Origin of the sequence: Bradyrhizobium sediminis (genome assembly GCF_018736085.1) — a bacterium.
GTDB lineage: Bacteria > Pseudomonadota > Alphaproteobacteria > Rhizobiales > Xanthobacteraceae > Bradyrhizobium > Bradyrhizobium sediminis.
Map to the genome: position 1 here is coordinate 2,114,024 of NZ_CP076134.1, position 19,569 is coordinate 2,133,592.

At 64.2% G+C, this 19,569-nt stretch carries 13 protein-coding genes; 9 read left to right on the forward strand and 4 right to left on the reverse strand.

The window, feature by feature from the left end; translation table 11 throughout:
* Positions 1-73 precede the first annotated feature (73 nt).
* From KMZ29_RS10050 to KMZ29_RS10060, 3 genes are all read left to right on the forward strand, one after another.
* Complete coding sequence (locus KMZ29_RS10050; protein WP_215605882.1) at positions 74-1,207, forward strand: ABC transporter permease; 1,134 nt, start codon at positions 74-76, stop codon at positions 1,205-1,207.
* Positions 1,208-1,209: 2 nt separating this feature from the next.
* On the forward strand, positions 1,210-1,980 hold the full coding sequence (locus KMZ29_RS10055; protein ID WP_215623547.1) for an ABC transporter ATP-binding protein: 771 nt from the start codon (positions 1,210-1,212) through the stop codon (positions 1,978-1,980).
* Positions 1,981-2,097: 117 nt separating this feature from the next.
* Positions 2,098-3,021 (forward strand): MlaD family protein, encoded by a 924-nt coding sequence (locus KMZ29_RS10060; RefSeq protein WP_215623548.1) that lies wholly within the window; start codon positions 2,098-2,100, stop codon positions 3,019-3,021.
* Between the two features lie 428 nt (positions 3,022-3,449).
* On the opposite strand, the gene KMZ29_RS10065 is transcribed toward KMZ29_RS10060, so the two are convergent.
* Positions 3,450-8,612, reverse strand: a complete 5,163-nt coding sequence (locus tag KMZ29_RS10065; RefSeq protein WP_215623549.1) for an apolipoprotein A-IV repeat region-like domain-containing protein — start codon at positions 8,610-8,612, stop codon at positions 3,450-3,452.
* A gap of 397 nt (positions 8,613-9,009) precedes the next feature.
* On the opposite strand from KMZ29_RS10065, the gene KMZ29_RS10070 reads away from it, so the two are divergent.
* Positions 9,010-9,387 (forward strand): Hpt domain-containing protein, encoded by a 378-nt coding sequence (locus KMZ29_RS10070; RefSeq protein WP_215623550.1) that lies wholly within the window; start codon positions 9,010-9,012, stop codon positions 9,385-9,387.
* A 158-nt stretch (positions 9,388-9,545) separates the two neighbouring features.
* A complete protein-coding gene (locus KMZ29_RS10075) occupies positions 9,546-9,866 on the forward strand; it encodes a 2Fe-2S iron-sulfur cluster-binding protein (RefSeq protein ID WP_215605887.1) in 321 nt (106 codons plus the stop codon).
* Between the two features lie 13 nt (positions 9,867-9,879).
* On the opposite strand, the gene KMZ29_RS10080 is transcribed toward KMZ29_RS10075, so the two are convergent.
* Positions 9,880-10,335 (reverse strand): acyl-CoA thioesterase, encoded by a 456-nt coding sequence (locus tag KMZ29_RS10080; RefSeq protein ID WP_215623551.1) that lies wholly within the window; start codon positions 10,333-10,335, stop codon positions 9,880-9,882.
* Positions 10,336-10,516: 181 nt separating this feature from the next.
* Between KMZ29_RS10080 and KMZ29_RS10085 the strand changes: the two genes are divergently transcribed.
* Together KMZ29_RS10085 and KMZ29_RS10090 are read left to right on the forward strand one after the other, a co-directional pair.
* Positions 10,517-11,545, forward strand: a complete 1,029-nt coding sequence (locus tag KMZ29_RS10085) for an NAD(P)/FAD-dependent oxidoreductase (RefSeq protein WP_215605889.1) — start codon at positions 10,517-10,519, stop codon at positions 11,543-11,545.
* A 135-nt stretch (positions 11,546-11,680) separates the two neighbouring features.
* Positions 11,681-12,271, forward strand: coding sequence for a DUF2147 domain-containing protein (locus tag KMZ29_RS10090; RefSeq protein WP_215623552.1), 591 nt, complete (start codon positions 11,681-11,683; stop codon positions 12,269-12,271).
* 6 nt (positions 12,272-12,277) lie between these two features.
* Here the strand turns inward: KMZ29_RS10090 and KMZ29_RS10095 are convergent, their stop codons facing one another.
* Both KMZ29_RS10095 and KMZ29_RS10100 read right to left on the reverse strand, forming a co-directional pair.
* Positions 12,278-14,278: an SGNH/GDSL hydrolase family protein gene (locus KMZ29_RS10095; protein WP_215623553.1), complete on the reverse strand. Its 2,001-nt coding sequence runs from the start codon at positions 14,276-14,278 to the stop codon at positions 12,278-12,280.
* Between the two features lie 77 nt (positions 14,279-14,355).
* Positions 14,356-15,417 (reverse strand): lysylphosphatidylglycerol synthase transmembrane domain-containing protein, encoded by a 1,062-nt coding sequence (locus tag KMZ29_RS10100; protein WP_215623554.1) that lies wholly within the window; start codon positions 15,415-15,417, stop codon positions 14,356-14,358.
* A gap of 507 nt (positions 15,418-15,924) precedes the next feature.
* Between KMZ29_RS10100 and KMZ29_RS10105 the strand changes: the two genes are divergently transcribed.
* Positions 15,925-18,435, forward strand: a complete 2,511-nt coding sequence (locus KMZ29_RS10105) for a class I SAM-dependent DNA methyltransferase (RefSeq protein WP_369810093.1) — start codon at positions 15,925-15,927, stop codon at positions 18,433-18,435.
* A gap of 51 nt (positions 18,436-18,486) precedes the next feature.
* A complete protein-coding gene (locus tag KMZ29_RS10110; RefSeq protein WP_215620943.1) occupies positions 18,487-19,551 on the forward strand; it encodes an IS630 family transposase in 1,065 nt (354 codons plus the stop codon).
* Positions 19,552-19,569 lie beyond the last annotated feature (18 nt).

Here is a 19,569-nt window from a genome sequence, read left to right on the forward strand (position 1 = left end):
TACAGGGCGGCGGCGACGTGCAGGAACTTTCAATTTCCATGAATAGCGGAGAATCGGCTGAGGTGCTGGCATCGTGAGCGGCGACCCGACATTGGAACGGATTGCCCAGGGCAACGGCCTTGCGCTGTGCGCTGCGGGGTCGTGGACCGCCCGTTTTGCGCCCGATCTCGAGCAGATCGTCGCCGACGCCGAGAAACTGGCCGGCAGCCGGCCCAACATCTTCATCGATGTCTCGCAGGTTTCCAAACTCGACACCTTCGGGGCCTGGCTGATCGAGCGGCTTCGCCGCAGCCTGACCCAGGGCGGGGTGGAGGCGAAGATCGCAGGCCTTTCGGCCAACTATTCCAGCCTGGTCGACGAAGTACGCCGGGTGAAGGCGGCACCCGCGCTCGACGCCAGTCCGGTGACGATCACGGGGATGCTGGACCAGGTCGGCCGCAGCGTGGTCGGCGTCGGCGCCACCCTCGTCAGCCTGATCGACATGCTGGGCGCGGTGCTGGCGGCCAGCGGCAGGGTCCTGATCCATCCGAGGGGCTTTCGCCTGACCTCGACCGTGCATCACCTCGAACAGGTCTGCTGGCGCGCGGTGCCGATCATCGTGCTCATCACCTTCCTGATCGGCTGCATCATCTCGCAGCAGGGCATCTTCCATTTTCGCAAATTCGGCGCCGACATCTTCGTGGTCGACATGCTCGGCGTGCTGGTGCTGCGCGAAATCGGCGTGCTGCTGGTGGCGATCATGGTCGCGGGCCGCTCCGGCAGCGCCTACACCGCCGAACTCGGCTCGATGAAAATGCGCGAGGAGATCGACGCGCTGCGCACCATGGGGTTCGATCCGATCGAGGTCCTGATCCTGCCGCGGATGCTGGCGCTGGTGATCGCGCTGCCGATCCTGGCCTTTCTCGGCGCGATGGCTGCGCTGTATGGCGGCGGGCTGGTGGCCTGGCTCTATGGCGGGGTCGATCCTGAAGCCTTCCTGCTTCGCTTGCGCGACGCGATCTCGATCGACCATTTCATCGTCGGCCTCATCAAGGCGCCTGTCATGGCGGCGGTGATCGGCATCGTCGCCTGCGTCGAGGGGCTCGCGGTGCAGGGCAGCGCCGAATCGCTCGGCCAGCACACGACGTCGTCGGTGGTGAAGGGGATCTTCTTCGTCATCGTGATGGACGGCGTGTTCGCGATCTTCTTCGCATCGATCGGAATGTGACGATGGCGCTGCAACCTTCCGACGCCATCATCCGGGTGCGCGACATCACCGTGCAGTTCGGCTCCACGCGCGTGCTCGACGGGCTCAATCTCGACGTCAAGCGCGGCGAGATTTTAGGCTTCGTCGGCCCGTCGGGGGCCGGCAAGTCGGTGCTGACGCGCACCATCATCGGCCTCGTGCCCAAGCTCAGCGGGCGGATCGAGGTGTTCGGCATCGATCTCGACGCTGCGGACGCGCGGGCGCGGCGCGGCGTCGAGCGGCGCTGGGGCGTGCTGTTCCAGCAGGGTGCGCTGTTCTCCTCGCTGACGGTGCGGCAGAACATCCAGTTCCCGGTGCGCGAATATCTCGATCTGTCGCAGCGGCTGATGGACGAGATCACCATCGCCAAGCTCGTCATGGTGGGCCTGAAGCCCGAGGTCGCCGACCGGTTCCCGTCGGAACTCTCCGGCGGCATGATCAAGCGCGTGGCGCTGGCACGCGCGCTGGCGCTCGACCCCGAGCTGGTGTTCCTGGATGAGCCGACCTCAGGCCTCGATCCGATCGGCGCCGGCGACTTCGACGAGCTGGTCCGGACCCTGCAGCGTACTTTGGGGCTGACCGTTTTCATGGTAACCCACGACCTCGACAGCCTTTATACAGCTTGCGACCGGATCGCGGTGTTAGGGAACGGTAAGATCATTGCGGCAGGATCGATCGCCGACATGCAGGCCTCGCAGCATCCCTGGCTGAGGCAATATTTCCACGGCAAGCGTGCCCGCGCCGTGATGGGCTAGAGCATGATCCCGAAAAGTGGGTACCGGTTTTCGGAAAAGATCATGCGCAAACGAAAAGACAAACGACGGCTCTGATCGAGCGGAGCTTGATCAGAGCCTAGTACCGGAGTTGGATTGATGGAAACGCGGGCGAATTTCGTCCTGATCGGATCGTTCACGCTGGCAGTGATTGCCGCGGCGTTCGGCTTTGTGCTGTGGTTCCAGAGCCTCCACACCACCAAGGCGCGCAGTCCGATCCGCATCGTGTTCGAGGGCCCGGCCGCCGGCCTGCGCAATGGTGGCAGCGTCAATTTCAACGGTATCCGGGTAGGAGAGGTCGTCTCCGTGAAGCTGGATAACCCGCGTCGAGTCGTCGCACTCGCTATGGTTGAGAACAAGGCGCCGATCCGCAAGGACACCCTGGTCGGGCTCGAGTTTCAGGGGCTGACCGGCGTCGCCGCGATCTCGCTGAAGGGCGGTGAGGAGGCGGCGCCGCCCGTTCCCTTGGACGAGGACGGCATCCCGATCCTGACCGCCGATCCGAACGCGCTGCAGGACGTCACCGAGGCGATCCGCGCCACGCTGCAGAACGTCAACCGCATCGTTGCCGACAATCAGGAGTCGGTGAAGAATTCGCTGCGTAACCTCGAGACCTTCACGGCGGCGCTGGCGCGCAATTCCGAGAAGATCGACAACGTCATGGTTCGGGTCGACGGCGTCATGACCAAGGCCGACAGCCTGATGCTGGGCCTGAATTCGATCGCGGGCGGCAACAGCGGCGGCGAGCTTTCGGCGATGGTGAAGGCGATCAAGGACCTCGCCGAAGACTTCGACAAGCGCTCAGGGCTGCTGATGGCCGACGGCCGCCGCACCCTGGCCGACATCAGCCGCGCCGTGAACAATTTTGATCGCAACCCGAGCCGCGTGATATTCGGCGGGAGCAACAACGCCGCGCCGGCCGAGCCTGCGTCAACCCCGCCGAGGTCGGCGCCAACCGCGGCAGCTCCGCCGAAGCCGGCGCCTGGACCCGCAGCACGTCCTCCGGCCCGTGCGGCGCAATAGCGAAGCGGGGTGGTGCAAAGCGCCGCCCGCGCGCAACCCGTTGGCTAATTTATCCCGCTGGCTAGCGGTATATGACCTTGATGTCACCGACGCGTTGTTCGCTCAGTGTCACGCGACCGAGTGAAATTGAGATCGGCCCCTACCAGCGGCGAACGGCGCAATGCGGCGAGGATGCCGCCCTTACTCGGCGGTTCGGTGGCGGCATCAAATCGCGCCGGGCGCTTGGCCAGCCGCCTCCGATAATTCGGTATCGCTTTCTATGCGGTGTCGATCATGGCGGATTGATGCCTCCGAATACACCAAGAAATATATCGGGATCTTCATTCAGTCGCGAGTTGAGCGTTGCAGTCGCAACCTGTGCCCAAACCAAAATGGAGGCCGCGAGGCCTCCATCTCTATTCGCTACTCGCTACTCGCTATTCGCAGCCTTACCCCAGCCGTCCCGCCGCATGCGCGAGCAGGGTGTAGACGAGGCCCGTCTCCGAGGTGAGGTGACTGCGCAGCATCGCAGGTCCCCGTTCGTCGCGCGCGACTTCGTCGAGCAGGCGTTCGAACTCGGCGATGTAGCGGTCGACCGTCTGCTTGAAGCCGCGGTCGGCGCGGTACTTGCGGGCGACCTCGTCGAAGGCCTTCTGGCCGGCCGGCGTATAGAGCCGCTTGGTGAAGGCCTTGCTCTCGCCGCGCTGATAGCGATCCCACATCTCGGCGGCGAGATTGCGATCCATCAGGCGGCCGATGTCGAGCGACAGCGACGCCAGCGGATTTTCGCCTGCGGCCTGCTGCGGCGCGCGGCCGCGCGGGGCCTGGTTGGCGCCGGCATCGGTGCGGCTCAACAGGTCGGAAAGCCAGCCGTCGCGTCCCTGGTCGGAACTCGCCGGGCTGACCGGCGGGGCTTCGGTGCGGCGCGGGGCCGGCATGCCGAGATCCGGCGGCGGCAGGTTCGAGGCTGAGCCACGCGATGCGGTGCGGGACTGTCCGCCGGCGGCGACCAGCAACGGCTCTTCCTCGCGCTGCACGCTGGCGCGGCCGGAGGTCGTCATGACGTCCAGCCCGCGGCCATGATGGGCCACGATCCGGTTCAGTTCGGCCAGGGCTTCGATCTGGTCGACGATCACCTTGCGCATCTGCGCAGTGCTCTCGGCGGCCTCCTGCGGCATCTCCAGCACGCCACGGCGCAGCTCGTTGCGGGTGGCTTCGAGCTCGTTGTGCATCTCCGCGGCCATCTGCTTCATGCTCGACACCATATGGGCGAACTTGTCCGCGGATTGCTTGAACATCGCGTCGGCTTCCTGCGTGCTCTGCTGATAGAGCGCGGTCATGGTCTCCGCCGTCAGCCGGCGCTCTTCCTCGGCGGTCTCACGAACCACCTCGAACTGGTGGCTGATGGCGGCGGAACCTGCGCCAGCGGTTTCCGCAACCACGCGGGCGATGTCGCGGGCGCGCTCTTCGGCGGCGGCCAGCGATTCATCCAGCAGGCTGGTGAAGCGCGACAGCCGCTGATCGAGATCGGTGGTGCGCAGATCGATGGTGGTGACCAGCGATTCCAGCGCCGACTTGCGCTCGGCGACGGAGGCGGTGGTGCTGCGGTTGGCTTGCTCGACCACTGCGGCTGCCTCGACCAGTGCGTGGCCGTGATGTTCGAACTGGCTGGACAGCGAACCGAGGTCTTCCAGCGCCTTCGACGTCTTGGTGTTGAAGATCGACAGCTGGTCTTCCAGGGTCTGGGTGGCGACGCCGTTGCGCGAGGTGACGTCGTTCATGGCGGAGACGAAGTCGGCCACGCGGGTCACCAGCGCACGTTCCAGCGAGTTGAGGTTGTCGTGCGCGCCGGTCAGCACTTCCTGCAGCAGAATGTTGCCTTCGCGTAGCCGCTCGAACAGGGCAACCGTGTCGGTGCGCAGGATCTTGCTGGTTTCCTGCATTTCGGTCACCGCCGCGATCGACACCTGACGCGACTGGTCGATCGCCGCGCGCGATGCCTGCTCGAGGTCCTTGAGCGACTTGTTGACGGCGCCGGAGGCGAGTTCGCCTGCGGAGGTGATGGTCCGCGCGACGTCGGAGCCGTTGGTCATCATCGACTGCGAGAATGCCTGGCCCCTGGTCTCGATCGATTTCAGGGCATCGGCGGTGACGCGGTCGATGTCGATCGTGAGCTGGTTGGTCTTGGAGCCGATCGCCTCGACCAGCGTTCCACGCTTGCCATCGATGATCTGCGACAGACGGTCGGTCTGCTGCTGCACATAGGTGACGATTTCATCGGTCTTGCCGGTCATGGTGGAACCGAAGGTGCCGCTGGCGGCGAGAACCGTCCGTTCGACTTCAGCCGAGGTCGACTTGACCTTGGAGCTGACTTCATTCGATGCGGCCACCAGCGCGCTCTGTGCGTTGAGGGCGCTGGCCTGGATATTGTCGGTGGTATTGGCGGTGACGACGCCGAGCGAACGCTCGATGTCGGTTGCGATCGCCTTGATCTGGCTGGCGGCATCCGCCGACGTCGTCGTCAGCGAGGTTTGCGCCTCGCGCGCACTGGCGAGGATCGACGCTGCGGTGTCGGCGCCGACTGCCGTCAAGGTGCGTTCCACATCGATCGCAAGCGACTTGACATGGTTGGCGGCCTCCGAGGAGGCGGCGACCAGCGTGGACTGGGCCTCGCGGGCGCCTGATGTGACCGCCTCGGCGGTGGAGGTTCCGGCGATCGACAGCGTGCGCTGGACGTCGGCGGCCAGCGATTTAACCTGGTTGGCCGCATCGGTGGAAGCGTTGACCAGCGTGCTCTGGGCTTCGCGCGCGCCAGCGGTGATCGATTCGGCGGTGGAAGTCCCGGCAATCGACAGTGACCGCTCGACGTCGGCGGCCAGCGACTTGACCTGGTTGGCCGCGTCCGTGGAAGCGGTAACCAGTGTGGTCTGCGCCTCGCGGGCGCCGGAGACGATCGAATTCGCGGTCGTCGTGCCGGCTGCAGAGAGCGTGCGCTCGACGTCGGCAGACAGCGACTTGATCTGGCTGGCGGCCTCGGTGGAAGCCGACACCAGAGTCGACTGCGCATCGCGGGCGCTGGTCAGGATCGAGTTTGCAGCGCCGGTGCCGACGGCGGTGAGGGCGCGCTCGACTTCCGCCGAGGTCAGCTTGAGCTGGGCGCCGACGTCGGAAGAAACCGTCAGCAGCGCCTGCTGCGCGGCGCGGGCGCCGGTCTGGATGGTCTCGCTGGTATTGACCACGAGGTTGGTCAGCGAACGCTCCGCATCCTCGACGTGGGACCTGATCCCGAGCGACAATTCTTCGGCGCGTGCCATCAGGCCTTCGCTGGCCTGCCGGCCGCTGCTCTCGATGCGGCCTGCCACCGCTTCGACGCGCGAGCCGAGCAGATCCTCGAACTGCGCGACGCGCATGTCGATGTCGCCGGCGACCGCGCCGACCCGGGTTTCGATGCCCTGATGGATTTCCTGGAACCGCGCCGTGATGGTGTCGGTCAGGTGAGCGCTGCGACCATCGATGGTCTGGGTCACGCTGGCAATGCGCTGGTCGACGGCGTCGATCGCCTGCGCGGCGCCCGACGTCAGCGACGTGGTGAGATGGGTGAGGCGCGAGTCGATCGACTGGATCGCCTGCGCGGTGCCATCGGTCAGGGAAGAGGTGAGGTGGGCCAGGCGCGAGTCGAGCAGATTGACCGCCTGTGAGGCGCCGTCGGTCAGCGACGAGGCCAACGTGCCGAGACGGTTATCGATGGTTTCGGTGACCGACTTCGCGCGGGTGTCGAAATTCTGTTCGAGCGACTTGAGTCGGCCGTCGATCGATTCGTCGAAGGACTTGATCTTGCCGTCGAGCGAGGTGTCGAGATTGGCGACGCGGCTTTCCAGCGTGGTCTCGAACTGCATCAGGCGCTGGTCGAGCGAAGCGGTGATCTCGCCGCCATTCGAGGTCAGGCGAGTGTCGAAGGTATCGACATAGGTCTTGAGCGTTTCCGCGATATCCTGGGTGCGCTGACCCATGCGGTCGACGATTTCGCCGCCGAAGGTTTTGACGGTGCGGTCGAATTCCGAGATGTGGCGGGTGATCAGGGCGCCCAGCGTGCCGCTGTCGCGCGCGAATTTCTCGGCCAGTTCGCCGCCCTGGTTCTTCACCAGTTCGTCGAACGCGCTCATCTGCAGCGAGAGCGTGTCGTGCGCGGTTTCGGTCTGGCTGACGACCTTCGCCACCAGCGAATTCACGGTGACGTCGAGCGCCTCGCTGGCCTTGTCGCCGGAGGTGAGGATCTGGGTCGCCAGACGGTTGCCGGCATCGTCGATCTTGTTGACGAGGTCGCCGCTGCGCAGTTCGAGTTCGAGCAGCAGGGAGTCGCTGGAATTCTTCAGCGAGTCGTGAACCTGCTCGGTGCGGTCGGAAATGCCGTCCACGATGGTGGAGGAGCGCTGCTCGAATTCGCTGGTGATACGGTCGATCCGCTCGTTCAGCATCTCATGCACGCGATCGGCGAGATCGACGAACTCGTCGTGGACGTGGCCGGTCTTGAAATTGAGGCTGGTGGTGAGACGTTCGCTGGCGTCGAGCACGGCGCGCGTGGTCTCGGTGCTGGCTTCCTCGAGGCGGTCGAGCAGGTCGCCGCCGCGCTCGCCGAGCGCGAGGATCATGTTGTCGCCGGCATGGCTGAGCGCGCCGGTGATATGCGCGCCGCGTTCTTCCAGGGCGCCGGTGATGCTTTTCGCGACTTCGTCGACGCGCGAGGCGATCGCGTCAGAAATCAGCGCGATGTCGTGGCGCAGGTCGATCTGCACGCCGGAAATGGCGCTGCGAACCTGTTCGGCCTGTCCAACCAGGTTGTCGCGCTGGTGGGCGATATCCTGCAGCAGGGCGCGGATGCGCACTTCGTTGTCGCTGTAGGCGCGTTCAAGCGCGGAGACTTCGTTGGCGACGAGGGTTTCCAGTTCGCCGGCGCGCGCGATGGCGCGTTCGACGCCGTCGCCCATCGCTGCGACCTCGCGGCGGATCGCCTGGCCGACGGTCACCATCGAGTCGGAGGCTGCGCCCTCGGGCTCCGAGAAACGGATCGCGACCTGCGCCATCGACTGCGCGATCATGCGCAACTCCTGGCCGCGCCAGGCCAGGCTCGCCAGGAAGTAGAACAGAAGCACCGGCGCAAAGAACAGCGCAGCAAGGCCGGCCAGCACCAGCGTGCCGCCGGGGCCCTGGCCGATCGCGGCCTGCAGCGAGGCAAAGAAGCTGACGGTCAGAAGCGCGCAGCCGAGCAGCCAGACGCCGGCAAAAAGGGTGGCAAGCGTATAGACGTTGCGGGCGGGGCGGCCCTTCTGAATCGCCTGCAGGATCTGCCCGATGGTTTCGCGGTCGTCATTGGCGGCGCGCCGGGCCGGGCGCGGCTCCTCGATTGGCTCGAAGATCTGGCGGTCGTCGCTGGGGCGGGTGTCGAAGCTGTCGTTGTAGGTCGGCGCCGCGGACGCATTGGAGGGCGCCGCATCGCTGCGGACCGAGCCGCGCGCGCTGTCGGAAGCGGGCGCGTCGCTGATGTTGAGCGCTTCCTGAATGGCGGAGAGCGCGACTTCGGTAGGGTCTTTGACCTTTTTGGGATTGTTCGCCATGTTCAGTCTGAGCCCTCGTTCTACTTTTTACGCATCCGGGCCGGTCTTGCTGGAACGCCCCCTTGCAAGCTCGAAACCGGTGTCATGCCCTGCGCGGAGCGAAAGCGCGGCCGTTGCTCGCCTTCTCCGCTAACATCCGGAAACATCCTATTGGCAGAGCGATGCGAATGAAATGCCTGCGATTAATACAATCTTAATCATCGTTAACAGCAGGGCCGCCTAAGGCCTTACGGTTCCACAAAATTCTCGTTTCGGTGGGTTAATTGCGGCGACTCTTCGCCGAAAACAAGGCGAACTTGCGGCGGATGCGCCAAACGTTCCGTTAACCATTTCCGTGATTGGCTGGCGCAAACATCGTTGCCCGGATCGATCAAGCCGGGAGATCTGGGCTATCGCCATGCCGCTTCATCTGGAACGGATTGACTGGATGCCATCGCCGCCGCTCGCTCCCGATGACGGTCCGCTCGATCTCGAACATCTTCGCCGCATGACCCTTGGCGATGCCGGCCTCGAGCACGAGGTGCTGGCGATGTTCTCGGCCCAGACCGCCAGCCTGATCGGCGCTCTCGCCGCCATGCCCGCGGATGCGGGCGCCCTGGTGCATACGCTGAAGGGTTCGGCGCGCGCGATCGGCGCATTCACCGTGGCTGATGCCGCCGCCAGGCTGGAAGCCGCCATCCACAACGGCGACGATCCGGCGGAGGCGCTTGCCGGGCTCGCGGCTGCGGTGGCCGAAGCGCGCAGCGCCATCGACGCGATCCTGCGCCGATCCTGATCCTGATCCGATCCTGATTCCTGGCAGTATGATTGGGCCGCACCCGGGGCCCGCCAAAACCGCGCCGCAGGTTTTCCTCCCCGGCGCTGGCGCGGAGCGGATCGACCCGTTATAGGACTGCCCGGACCTGTCTTAATCCCCCGACAATACGAGCAATCATGGCCAAGATTCACTTTGTCGACCATAACGGCGAAACCCGCATCATTGACGTTGAGAACGGCGCGACCGTGATGGAAGCGGCGATCCGCAACGCCATCCCGGGCATCGAGGCCGAATGCGGTGGCGCCTGCGCCTGCGCGACCTGCCACGTCTATGTCGACGAGGCCTGGCGCGAGAAGGTCGGCGCACCGTCGCCGATGGAAGAGGACATGCTGGATTTCGGCTTCGACGTGCGGCCGAATTCGCGGCTGTCGTGCCAGATCAAGGTGACCGACGAACTCGACGGCCTGATCGTGACGACACCGGAGCGGCAGGCCTGAAGCGCCTCGCCGCCTAGGCTGTGTCGATGCCACGCCGCAGCCAGGGCTGGAAATTCTTGAGGATATCCTCGGTGAGCGCGGTCGGCTTGCGCGTCGCCTCGTCCAGCAGCACCGACACCGATCGCGCCGAGGCGACGCAGACGCCTTCGGAAAACACCACCTGATCGAACGTCACCGAGGTGCGGCCGAACTTCACGACGCCCAGCCCCATCTCGATCGCGCCGGGCCAGCGCAGCTCGGCGCGGAAATGCATGTCGAGCCGCACCATGATCCAGGTGACGCCTGATGGCATCAGGCCGTAACTGCGGTCTTTCATCAGGGTGACGCGGCCGGTCTCGAAATAGGTTGCATATACTGCATTGTTGACGTGCTGGTTCGGGTCGAGGTCGGCAAACCGCACATTGTCCGTGAGACGGTAGGGGAAATCTTCCAGGCGCGGGGTTGAATCGAGACGGGCAGGGGCGTTCACGGGGGCGGTCTCCGTACGTTTCGTGCCGTTACAGCCCAGTTATACAAACCCGGCAAGGGGTTGCCGGACAGCCCAGCCGCCCATTTATGGCTTTCCTCAATCGGCGGCGTTGGCTAGACAGGCGCAGCCAAAAAGCGACCCTCTGGCCTGCCGGCGAAGGTTCAACCGAAAAGAAGCTGATATGAGCGAAGCGATCAAAACCGATGTGCTGATCATTGGCGCGGGCCCGTGCGGACTGTTTGCCGTTTTCGAACTGGGCCTGCTCGATATGAAGGCGCATCTCGTCGATATTCTCGACAAGATCGGCGGCCAGTGCGCCGAGCTCTATCCGGAAAAGCCGATCTACGACATTCCCGGCATCCCCTTCGTCACCGGCCAGGGCCTGACCGATGCGCTGATGGAGCAGATCAAGCCGTTCAATCCGACCTTCCACCTCAACGAAATGGTCGAGAAGATCGAGAAGATCGGCGATCCCGGCTTTCGCGTCACCACCGACGCCGGTCAGGTGTTCGAGTGCAAGGTGGTCGTGATCTCGGCCGGCGGCGGCTCGTTCCAGCCGAAGCGTCCGCCGGTGCCCGGCATCGAGGCCTATGAAGGCACCTCGGTGTTCTACGCCGTGCGCAAGATGGAGCAGTTCCGCGACAAGGAGCTGCTGATCGTCGGCGGCGGCGACTCCGCGCTGGACTGGACGCTCAACCTGCAGCCGATCGCCAGGCGGGTGACGCTGCTGCACCGGCGCGACGACTTCCGCGCCGCCCCGCACAGTGTCGAGCAGATGCGCGCGCTGGTGGCATCGGGAAAACTCGACCTGAAGATCGGCCAGGTCACGGGCCTGGAAGGCGAAGGCGGCAAGCTCACCGGCGCCACCGTCAAGGGCAACGACAATGCTGTCTCGAAGATCGCCTGCGATACCATGCTGCCGTTCTTCGGCCTGACCATGAAGCTCGGCCCGGTCGCGAACTGGGGCATTGCGCTGGAGAACAATCTGGTGCCGGTCGAGACCTCGGCGTTCGAGACCAGCGTGCCCGGCATCTTCGCGATCGGCGACATCAACACCTATCCCGGCAAGCTGAAGCTGATCCTGTGCGGCTTCCACGAGGGATCGCTGATGGCGCAGAAGGCGCATCGCTACGTCTATCCGGACAAGCGGCTGGTGTTTCAGTACACGACGTCGTCCTCCAGCCTGCAGAAGAAGCTCGGGGTCAACTGACGGCTTGCAAATGCCGATCGATCAGGCAGTGCCGGCCGCCCCGGCCGCCTCCGATCCCCGCCGGCAACGCTGGAACCATCCGCGAAATGGCCTTAGTCTGGGGCCATTATTTTGTGGATTGGTCAGGTGGTGACGATGCGGACTGCGATATCCAGATTTTTGGCCCTGCCGTTCATTGTCCTGGCGCTGTCGTTCGCGACGATAGCTGCAGGGCAGGTCGCAGAGCCGACGGCCGCCGGCCTCTGGCAGAAGATCGAAGACGGCAAGACGGTCGGTTGGTTTCTTTTCGTCGATCGCGACGGAATCTTCGAAGGCGTGATCGCCAAGACGTTTCCAAGGCCGGGTGACGATCCCAACGAGGTTTGCAGCAAGTGCGTCGACGACCGCAAGAACGCGCCGGTGCTCGGCATTTCCTTGATCAGGGATATGAAACGCGACGGACTGAAATATGAGAACGGCAACGTTCTCGATCCGCGCGACGGCAAGATCTACAAGGCCAGGATGACCGTCAGCCCCGACGGGCAGACCCTCACCATGCGCGGCTATCTCGGTATCGCGCTGTTCGGCAAGGATGAGACCTGGGTCCGGTTGCCGGATACGGCGATGGCCCAGCTCGATCCCGGCATCATTGCGAAATACCTGCCGGCGCAGGCCGCGGCGATGAAGCCGCCCGGGAAGCCGCCCGTCGCCCCGAAGAAGGCCGGCGCACCCGCACCCGCGCGTTGACGTCGGTCAGCGCGCCACAGGCTCCGGGCTAACCCCGGATTCAACCGCATCGAGCTGCAGCACCGAGGCTACCGCCGGCAATGCTGCGTCCGCCATCGCGGCGTGTCCCTCGGCGGAGGGGTGAACGGCGCCGCCATACACGGCGGAAAGCACCCCCCAGGTCGCGTCATGGATATCGGTGGGCTGGCTGGAAGCGGGCAGCCCGCCCGGATAGGTCATCGCTGCGAAGTAGCTGTCATTGGCGTCGCGAATCCAGCGCGCGCGCGGAAGATAGGCGCGGTATTCTCCGGCGCTGCGGCCGCACAGCATCGGCTGGCTGGCCGCCGCGACGATGTCGGGATCGAAGCTTTCGCCGGTGGCTGAAAAGCACGCCTGGTCGAATTCCGGATCGGTTGGCGCGCGCGCGCAGAAGCCGTGGTTTGCGAATGCCGCCTGATGGGCATCGACGAAGGTCATGCGATCGGCTGCCGGGTCGCGGCACAGGATACCCGACTGACACAGCGCGAGCGCCTTCAGCTGCGGCAGGAATTCGTTCTGCACATAATCGGAGACGTTGGCGAGGCGCTGCGGCCGCGCGTTGAAGGAGGGGTGAATGTCGAAGCCGGCGCGTCCGCCGGGGCAGGGCGCGCCGCCTTCGGCGAGCGTCGGGTTGGCATAGGAGACATAGACGACCCGCGACATGTCGCCGACCAGCGGCTTCAGCGCCTCGCGCAGTTTGGCGAATCCCTGCGGCAGGTCGCGCGCCATCGCCGCGCGGGAATCGTCGACCGATCCGAGCACGCCCGAGCGCCGGAACAGCGCGCGCTCGGTGGACGTGTCCACGATCACGTCGGCGACCAGTCCGGAAAAATTGATGTCGTTGGCGCCGACCGACAGCAGCACGAGATCGAGACTGCGCTCGGGCTGCCGGCGCTTCGCCGCGCTGACGGCTTCGCGCAATTCGGCGAGCTGCGCGCTGACCGTGCCGGAGCATCTGGCCCCGGCCTTGGTCGGCGGGCATTCGCGGGCGCGCTGCGAGCCGAACAGCCCGTCGGCGATGGTGGCGCCGGTGCATGCGAGCGGCAGATAGGTCACCGCGATGTGCGGATGCTGCACGGCGAGCGCCAGCGCGGTGCGGGTCTGGTAGCTGTACAGCGAGCGATGGCAGGCGGAATTGAACCAGAGCGCGCTCTGGCGCTGCCAATTCTGCACCGTATCCGGCGCCTCGCAGGCCCGTCCGCCCTTGTAGCCGGCGCGGCTCGGGCGGTAGTACTGGGCGCTGGCGCTGCTGAGATAGAAGCGGAAGCAGAAGCCCTCATCCGAAAGGGCGATCGGCCGGTCCGGATTGCCCTCGCCCGAGGCGATACTGTCGCCGAGGCCGGCGATGAAGAAATCGCGCACCATGACCTCGGTGGCGACGCGCTGCGGCGCGTCGGGACCGGAGGAGACCTCCACACTGGCGACGGTGGGCCGGCCGTAGCGGGCGCGGAAATTGACCGGCTCGGCGCAGTCGAAGGTGGACAGCCGCGGACCGTCGCCATCGTCGAGCGTCCAGGCGCAGGTGGCGCCCACCGGAACCTGGCCGGTCAGCCGGAGGGTGACGGGATGTTCCGTCGGCGTCAGGTAGCTTTCCTTGATGTTGTCGCGGGTGCAGGGCTCGCTGACGCGGCCCAGCAGGTCGATGCAGAGCCGGTTCACCGTATTGCGGGCCCAGCCGCGGCCGTCGCTCTGCAGCTCCAGCGCCTGTTCGGAGGCGAGAATGCTGCGGCCGTGCGCCCCATCGGTATGGAGCAGGAAATCGCGCTCCTCGCGGAACAGCCGGAAGCGGTTGCGGACCTCCCACGAAATCTGCATCGGGACATCCGGCGCGCCCTGCGCTGCCGCCGGCGCGCCCTGCGCTGCCACCGGGGCGCTCTGCTCTACCGCTACGGGAGCGGTCTGCGCCGCCGCCGGTTGCACCGGCAGCGCGGCCGGCGCCGCCGCGAGCAGCGCTGCGAGCACAATGAGGCGGACAGGAGTTCGGGCCATGACGCGTTTGACGTTACCGGTGGGGCGAAAATAAGAGAACCCATAACAGGCCGGATAACGTGGCCGTTACGTGGCTATTACCCCTGCGCCTGCCGTTTCCGCACCGGCCGCCGCACCGCGGCGGAAGCCGTGCAGGCCCCGCTCAGCCGGCGGCGTTCCTGCCAGGGCAGCACGACGCTGAGCCATATCTCCCGGGTGCCCATGATCGAGATCGAGATGGCGAAGGGGATCAGGAAGTACAGGATCCGGAACACCACCAGCGTGGCCAGCAGCTGTTCCCTGCCGAATTCCGGCAGCGCCACCAGCATGGCGGCGTCGAACACGCCGATCGAGCCGGGCGCATGACTGGCGAAACCGAGCAGGGTCGCCAGAATGAACACCACCGCCAGCGAGATGAAATCGATGCCGGGCTGCGCGGGCATCAGCAGATACATCGCAAGCGCGCAGAAACCGAGATCGACCACGCCGATCAGGACCTGCAGCAGCGTCAGCCGCGCCGAGGGCAGCACCACCTTCCAGCCGTTCTGCCCGAGCTCGCGGCGTTTTTTGCCGGTCACGAGCCAGACGAAATAGGCGGCGATGCCCGCGAGGCAACCGAGCGCAATCAGCCGGTTCATGGCCGGCGGCAGCAAGTCCATCGCGGATGCGGCCGATGGATGCCAGGCCATGCCGAATCCCAGCACGAACAGATTGCCGAGCCAGAAGGTGAGCCCGGAAAGGAAGCATATCTTGGCGACGTCGATGGCGGAGAGGCCGTAATCCGAATAGATCCGGAAGCGGATCGCGCCGCCGGTGAAAACGGTGGCGCCGATATTGTGTCCGATGGTGTAGCTGGTGAAGCTCGACAGCGCTGCGATGCGATAGGGCACGTGCTTCTTGCCGATGGTCCGCAGCGCAAAGAAATCATAGAATGTCAGCGTGCAAAAGGCGCCGATCACGCACAGCGCGGCGAGCGCGATGTTCGCAGGAGGAATCTCCGTCAGTGCGGTGAGGATGACGCCGGTATCGACGCCCCGCAGCGTGCGAACCATCGTGTTGATGGCGAAGGCGATGATGAGGAGGCTCGCGGCGATTCCAAGCCGTTTCCAGCCGATCCGTTCCTTGAAGCCACGCCTCAGCGCGGTCAGCAGTCGATGCATTCATCCTCCCGGCAGGGCGGCAACCAGTTGCAGGCCATTTCGCAGCGATTGATGACAGGCATGACGCCAATCGCCCGATATCCGAAGACCCATAGGGCAAAAAAGCCGCGTTGTGCAGTCCCTTGACAACGCCAGCTTGGTGCTTCGCAGGCGCGGCTGTCACACTGCGTACATATGCCGTGACGCAGAAGATTCGAGTTCCGGCATTGACCGGTATCAATCGTTGCATGGCTGGCGGTGCCGCCGTTCCGCCGCGTTTCAGCCCAGTGCCAGGAACTTCCTGCAGCGAAGAAACTGGGCTCGGAAAGGCGGCCACCACAATCAAAACTGTCGTCGCCCGGCTTGATATACGGCCCGGAGAGATGGGTAACGGGTGTTCGGAGACATGGGTAACACATGGTGGCATGGATTGGCCTTCCAAAAAGGGGAAGCGCGAGCAGGTGCTTCGAAAGGAGAAGGTCCTAGCCCGATCTTCGCGAGGGTTGTGCCCAGCCCCTTGCTCCCGCTATGTTGCCGCTCATGGGGGAATCCAGAAATAGCGAAGCCGTTGAAGCGTTTATACGGCGCTGGCAGGGCCGCGAGGGCGGCCAGGAGCGGGCCAATTACGTCTCCTTCCTCAACGAATTGATCGCGCTCCTGGGATTGCCGCCGCCGGACCCGGCCGACGCCACCCATGAGAACAACGATTACGTGTTCGAGCGCGCGGTCCGGAAGCACAAGGACGAAGGCGATTCACAGGGCCGCATCGACCTCTACAAGAAGAACAGCTTCGTTCTCGAAGCCAAGCAGAGCCGCCTGAAAGGCGTCAAGAAAGTCGCCGGCCAGAACGACCTGTTCACCGCTGACGTTCCCGAAGAATCGCGCGGCCGCCGCGGCGCCGATCGCGCCTGGGACGTGCTGATGCTCAACGCCAAGCGTCAGGCAGAGGAATACGCCCGCGCGCTGCCGACCTCGCACGGCTGGCCGCCGTTCATCCTCGTCTGCGACGTCGGGCATTGCATCGAGGTCTACGCCGACTTCTCCGGGCAGGGAAAGAACTATACCCAGTTCCCGGACCGCCAGACTTTTCGCATCTATCTGGAAGACCTCCGCATCGACGAGGTCTGTGAACGTCTGCGGCAAATCTGGCTTCATCCCGAAACGCTCGATCCGGCGCAGGCCTCGGCGAAGGTCACGCGCGACATCGCCAGGCGTCTCGCGCAGGTGTCGCTGGCGCTGGAGAAGAAGAACTATCCCGCGCCTGATGTGGCGATGTTCCTGATGCGCTGCCTGTTCACGATGTTCGCCGAGGACGTCGGCCTGCTGCCGGAGAAATCCTTCAAGGAAGTGCTGGAGGAATGCGAGAAGAACCCGGAAGCCTTCACTCACGATGTCGGCCAGCTCTGGGAAGCGATGGACCTCGGCACTTGGGCGCACGTGCTCAAGACCAAGGTGAAGAAATTCAACGGCGAATTCTTCCGCAATCACGCGGCGCTGCCGCTCGGTCGCGAGGAAATCGGCGAGCTGCGGCAGGCCGCGAGCTACACCTGGAAGGAGGTCGATCCCTCGATCTTCGGCACGCTCGTCGAACAGGCGCTCGATCCCGAAGAGCGCAAGCGCCTTGGCGCGCACTATACCCCACGCGCTTATGTTGAGCGCCTGGTGGTCGCGACCATCATCGAGCCATTGCGCGAAGATTGGCGCAACGTGCAGGCCACGGCGGAAACCAAACGCGCCTCCGGCGATCTCAAAGGCGCGGCGGCCGAGGTGCAGGCGTTTCACGACAAGCTGTGCGAAACCCGGGTGCTCGATCCCGCCTGCGGCACCGGCAACTTCCTCTACGTCTCCCTCGAATTGATGAAGCGCCTGGAAGGCGAAGTGCTGGAAGCGCTGCTCGACCTCGGCGGCCAGGAAGCCTTGCGCGGGCTTGGTTCGCACAGCGTCGACCCGCATCAGTTTCTCGGCCTCGAAATCAATCCGCGCGCGGCGGCGATTGCCGAACTGGTGCTCTGGATCGGCTATCTGCAATGGCACTTCCGCACCAAGGGCGCCGCACCGGAAGAACCGATCCTGCGCGCCTTCAGGAACATCCAGGTCAAGAACGCGGTGCTGACATGGGATGGCAGCCCGATCCCGCGAATCGTTGATGGCAAGGAAACCTATCCGAATGCGCGACGGCCGGAATGGCCGACGGCGGAGTTCATCGTTGGCAATCCGCCATTCATAGGCAAAGGATCATTTCTGCGAGCAGCATTGGGGAATGCGCAAGTTGAAGCACTTTGGCAAGCAAACTCAAGCATGAATGAATCTGCGGACTTTGTTCTCTTTTGGTGGGACCGGGCAGCCGAACTCTTGACGCGCAAGGGCACGGCACTTCGCAGATTCGGCCTTGTTACAACAAATTCCATCACTCAAGTGTTCAATCGAAAAGTGATGGAACGGCACTTCAAGTCCAGCAAGCCTGTTTCACTTGTTATGGCTATACCGGACCACCCTTGGACAAAAGCAACCCGAGACGCTGCGTCTGTTCGTATCGCGATGACGGTTGTCGATGCCGGATCGAAGGAAGGTCTCTTGGAAGAAGTCGTTCACGAGGAGAGCCTTGATACAGACGCTCCAAAGATCGACTTGAAGCTAAGCCTTGGTCACATCAACTCTGATCTAACGATTGGTTCAGACGTAACAACCGCGAAACCTCTCAGAGCTAATGCAGAGCTGTCCTCCAACGGCGTTATGCTTGCCGGGGCTGGGTTCATCATCACTCCGTCAGAGGCTGAACATCTCGGCCTTGGACGGCGTGCCGAGCTAGAGAAGCACATTCGCGACTATCGCAATGGGCGCGACTTGGCGAGTCGTCCGCGCGGAGTAAAGGTAATTGATCTGTACGGACTTGCCGTAGAGGAGGTCCGTACAAAATTTCCGGAAGTGTACCAACACGTTGTGACGACGGTGAAGCCAGAACGTGATTCCAATCGCGATGCCGGCTTCCGAGACAGGTGGTGGATTTTTGGACGTCCTAGTACCCACTATCCGAAGTGACTGAGTCATATTTGCACTATCGTGCGGCGTTGCGGCGTGATTCAAGATGGCATGATAAGCGATGCCATGAAAGTCCGGCTGCGGCCGGGAGATCGCGCGATCCTTGAAGCGCGGTTGCGCGCCGGCAGCACCGAGCAGCGGCAGCTGTTGCGGATACGGATCGTGTTGGAGGCGGCCGGCGGGCACGCGACACGGGAGATCGCCCGCGAGCTGGAGACGACGCCGACCACGGTCAGCTTGTGGCGTATCCGTTACGCGCGCGAAGGCCTTGATGGGCTGGAGGATCGGCTGCGGTCCGGCACCCCGCCGATCTACGACGAGGCGACCGACCAGCGCATTCGCAAGGTTCTCGACCAGCCGCCGCCCAAGGGTTTTGCACGCTGGAACGGGCCACTGATCGCGCGGGCTTTGGGCGACGTCGATGTGCAGTATGTTTGGCGATCGCTGCGCAAGCAGAAGATCGATCTGGCCGGACGCAAAAGCTGGTGCGAGAGCAACGACCCGGATTTTGCGGCAAAGGCCGCCGATGTGGTCGGCCTCTATCTGGCGCCGCCGAAGAACGCGATCGTCCTGTGCGTCGATGAGAAACCGTCGATCCAGGCACTTGAACGGGCGCAGGGTTACTTGAAACTGCCGAACGGGCGCGCCCTGACCGGGCAAAGCCACGACTACAAGCGGCATGGCACGACAACCCTGTTTGCCGCCTTTGAGGTCGCCACTGGCAAGGTCCGGGCCACACACAAGAAACGCCGTCGCCGCAAGGAATTCCTCGACTTCATGGATGACGTCGTCGCCGCCTATCCAAAGGCACGGCTCAAGGTCATCCTCGACAATCTGAATACGCACCAGAAGAACGACGAATGGCTGAAACGCCACCCGCTTGTGACATTCCACTTTACGCCGACACGCGCCTCGTGGCTCAATCAGGTCGAGGGCTGGTTCTCCATCTTGCAGGGCCAGTCGCTGACCGGCGCATCATTCACCTCGGTCGAGCAACTCAAGCAGCACATTAATGCCTTCGTCAAAGCCTACAACAAACATGCGGAGCCGTTCATCTGGACAAAATCCAAAGTCCACCAGCGCCGCGTCAAAGGACGCCGTCTTAGTGACTTATGATTCCGGGTACTAGAACTG

Coding starts and splice junctions, on each gene's coding strand:
- KMZ29_RS10055 (WP_215623547.1), top strand. CDS start 1,210: ATGGCGCTGCAACCTTCCGACGCCATCATCCGGGTGCGCGACATCACC.
- KMZ29_RS10060 (WP_215623548.1), top strand. CDS start 2,098: ATGGAAACGCGGGCGAATTTCGTCCTGATCGGATCGTTCACGCTGGCA.
- KMZ29_RS10065 (WP_215623549.1), bottom strand. CDS start 8,612: ATGGCGAACAATCCCAAAAAGGTCAAAGACCCTACCGAAGTCGCGCTC.
- KMZ29_RS10070 (WP_215623550.1), top strand. CDS start 9,010: ATGCCGCTTCATCTGGAACGGATTGACTGGATGCCATCGCCGCCGCTC.
- KMZ29_RS10075 (WP_215605887.1), top strand. CDS start 9,546: ATGGCCAAGATTCACTTTGTCGACCATAACGGCGAAACCCGCATCATT.
- KMZ29_RS10085 (WP_215605889.1), top strand. CDS start 10,517: ATGAGCGAAGCGATCAAAACCGATGTGCTGATCATTGGCGCGGGCCCG.
- KMZ29_RS10090 (WP_215623552.1), top strand. CDS start 11,681: ATGCGGACTGCGATATCCAGATTTTTGGCCCTGCCGTTCATTGTCCTG.
- KMZ29_RS10095 (WP_215623553.1), bottom strand. CDS start 14,278: ATGGCCCGAACTCCTGTCCGCCTCATTGTGCTCGCAGCGCTGCTCGCG.
- KMZ29_RS10100 (WP_215623554.1), bottom strand. CDS start 15,417: ATGCATCGACTGCTGACCGCGCTGAGGCGTGGCTTCAAGGAACGGATC.
- KMZ29_RS10105 (WP_369810093.1), top strand. CDS start 15,925: ATGTTGCCGCTCATGGGGGAATCCAGAAATAGCGAAGCCGTTGAAGCG.
- KMZ29_RS10110 (WP_215620943.1), top strand. CDS start 18,487: ATGATAAGCGATGCCATGAAAGTCCGGCTGCGGCCGGGAGATCGCGCG.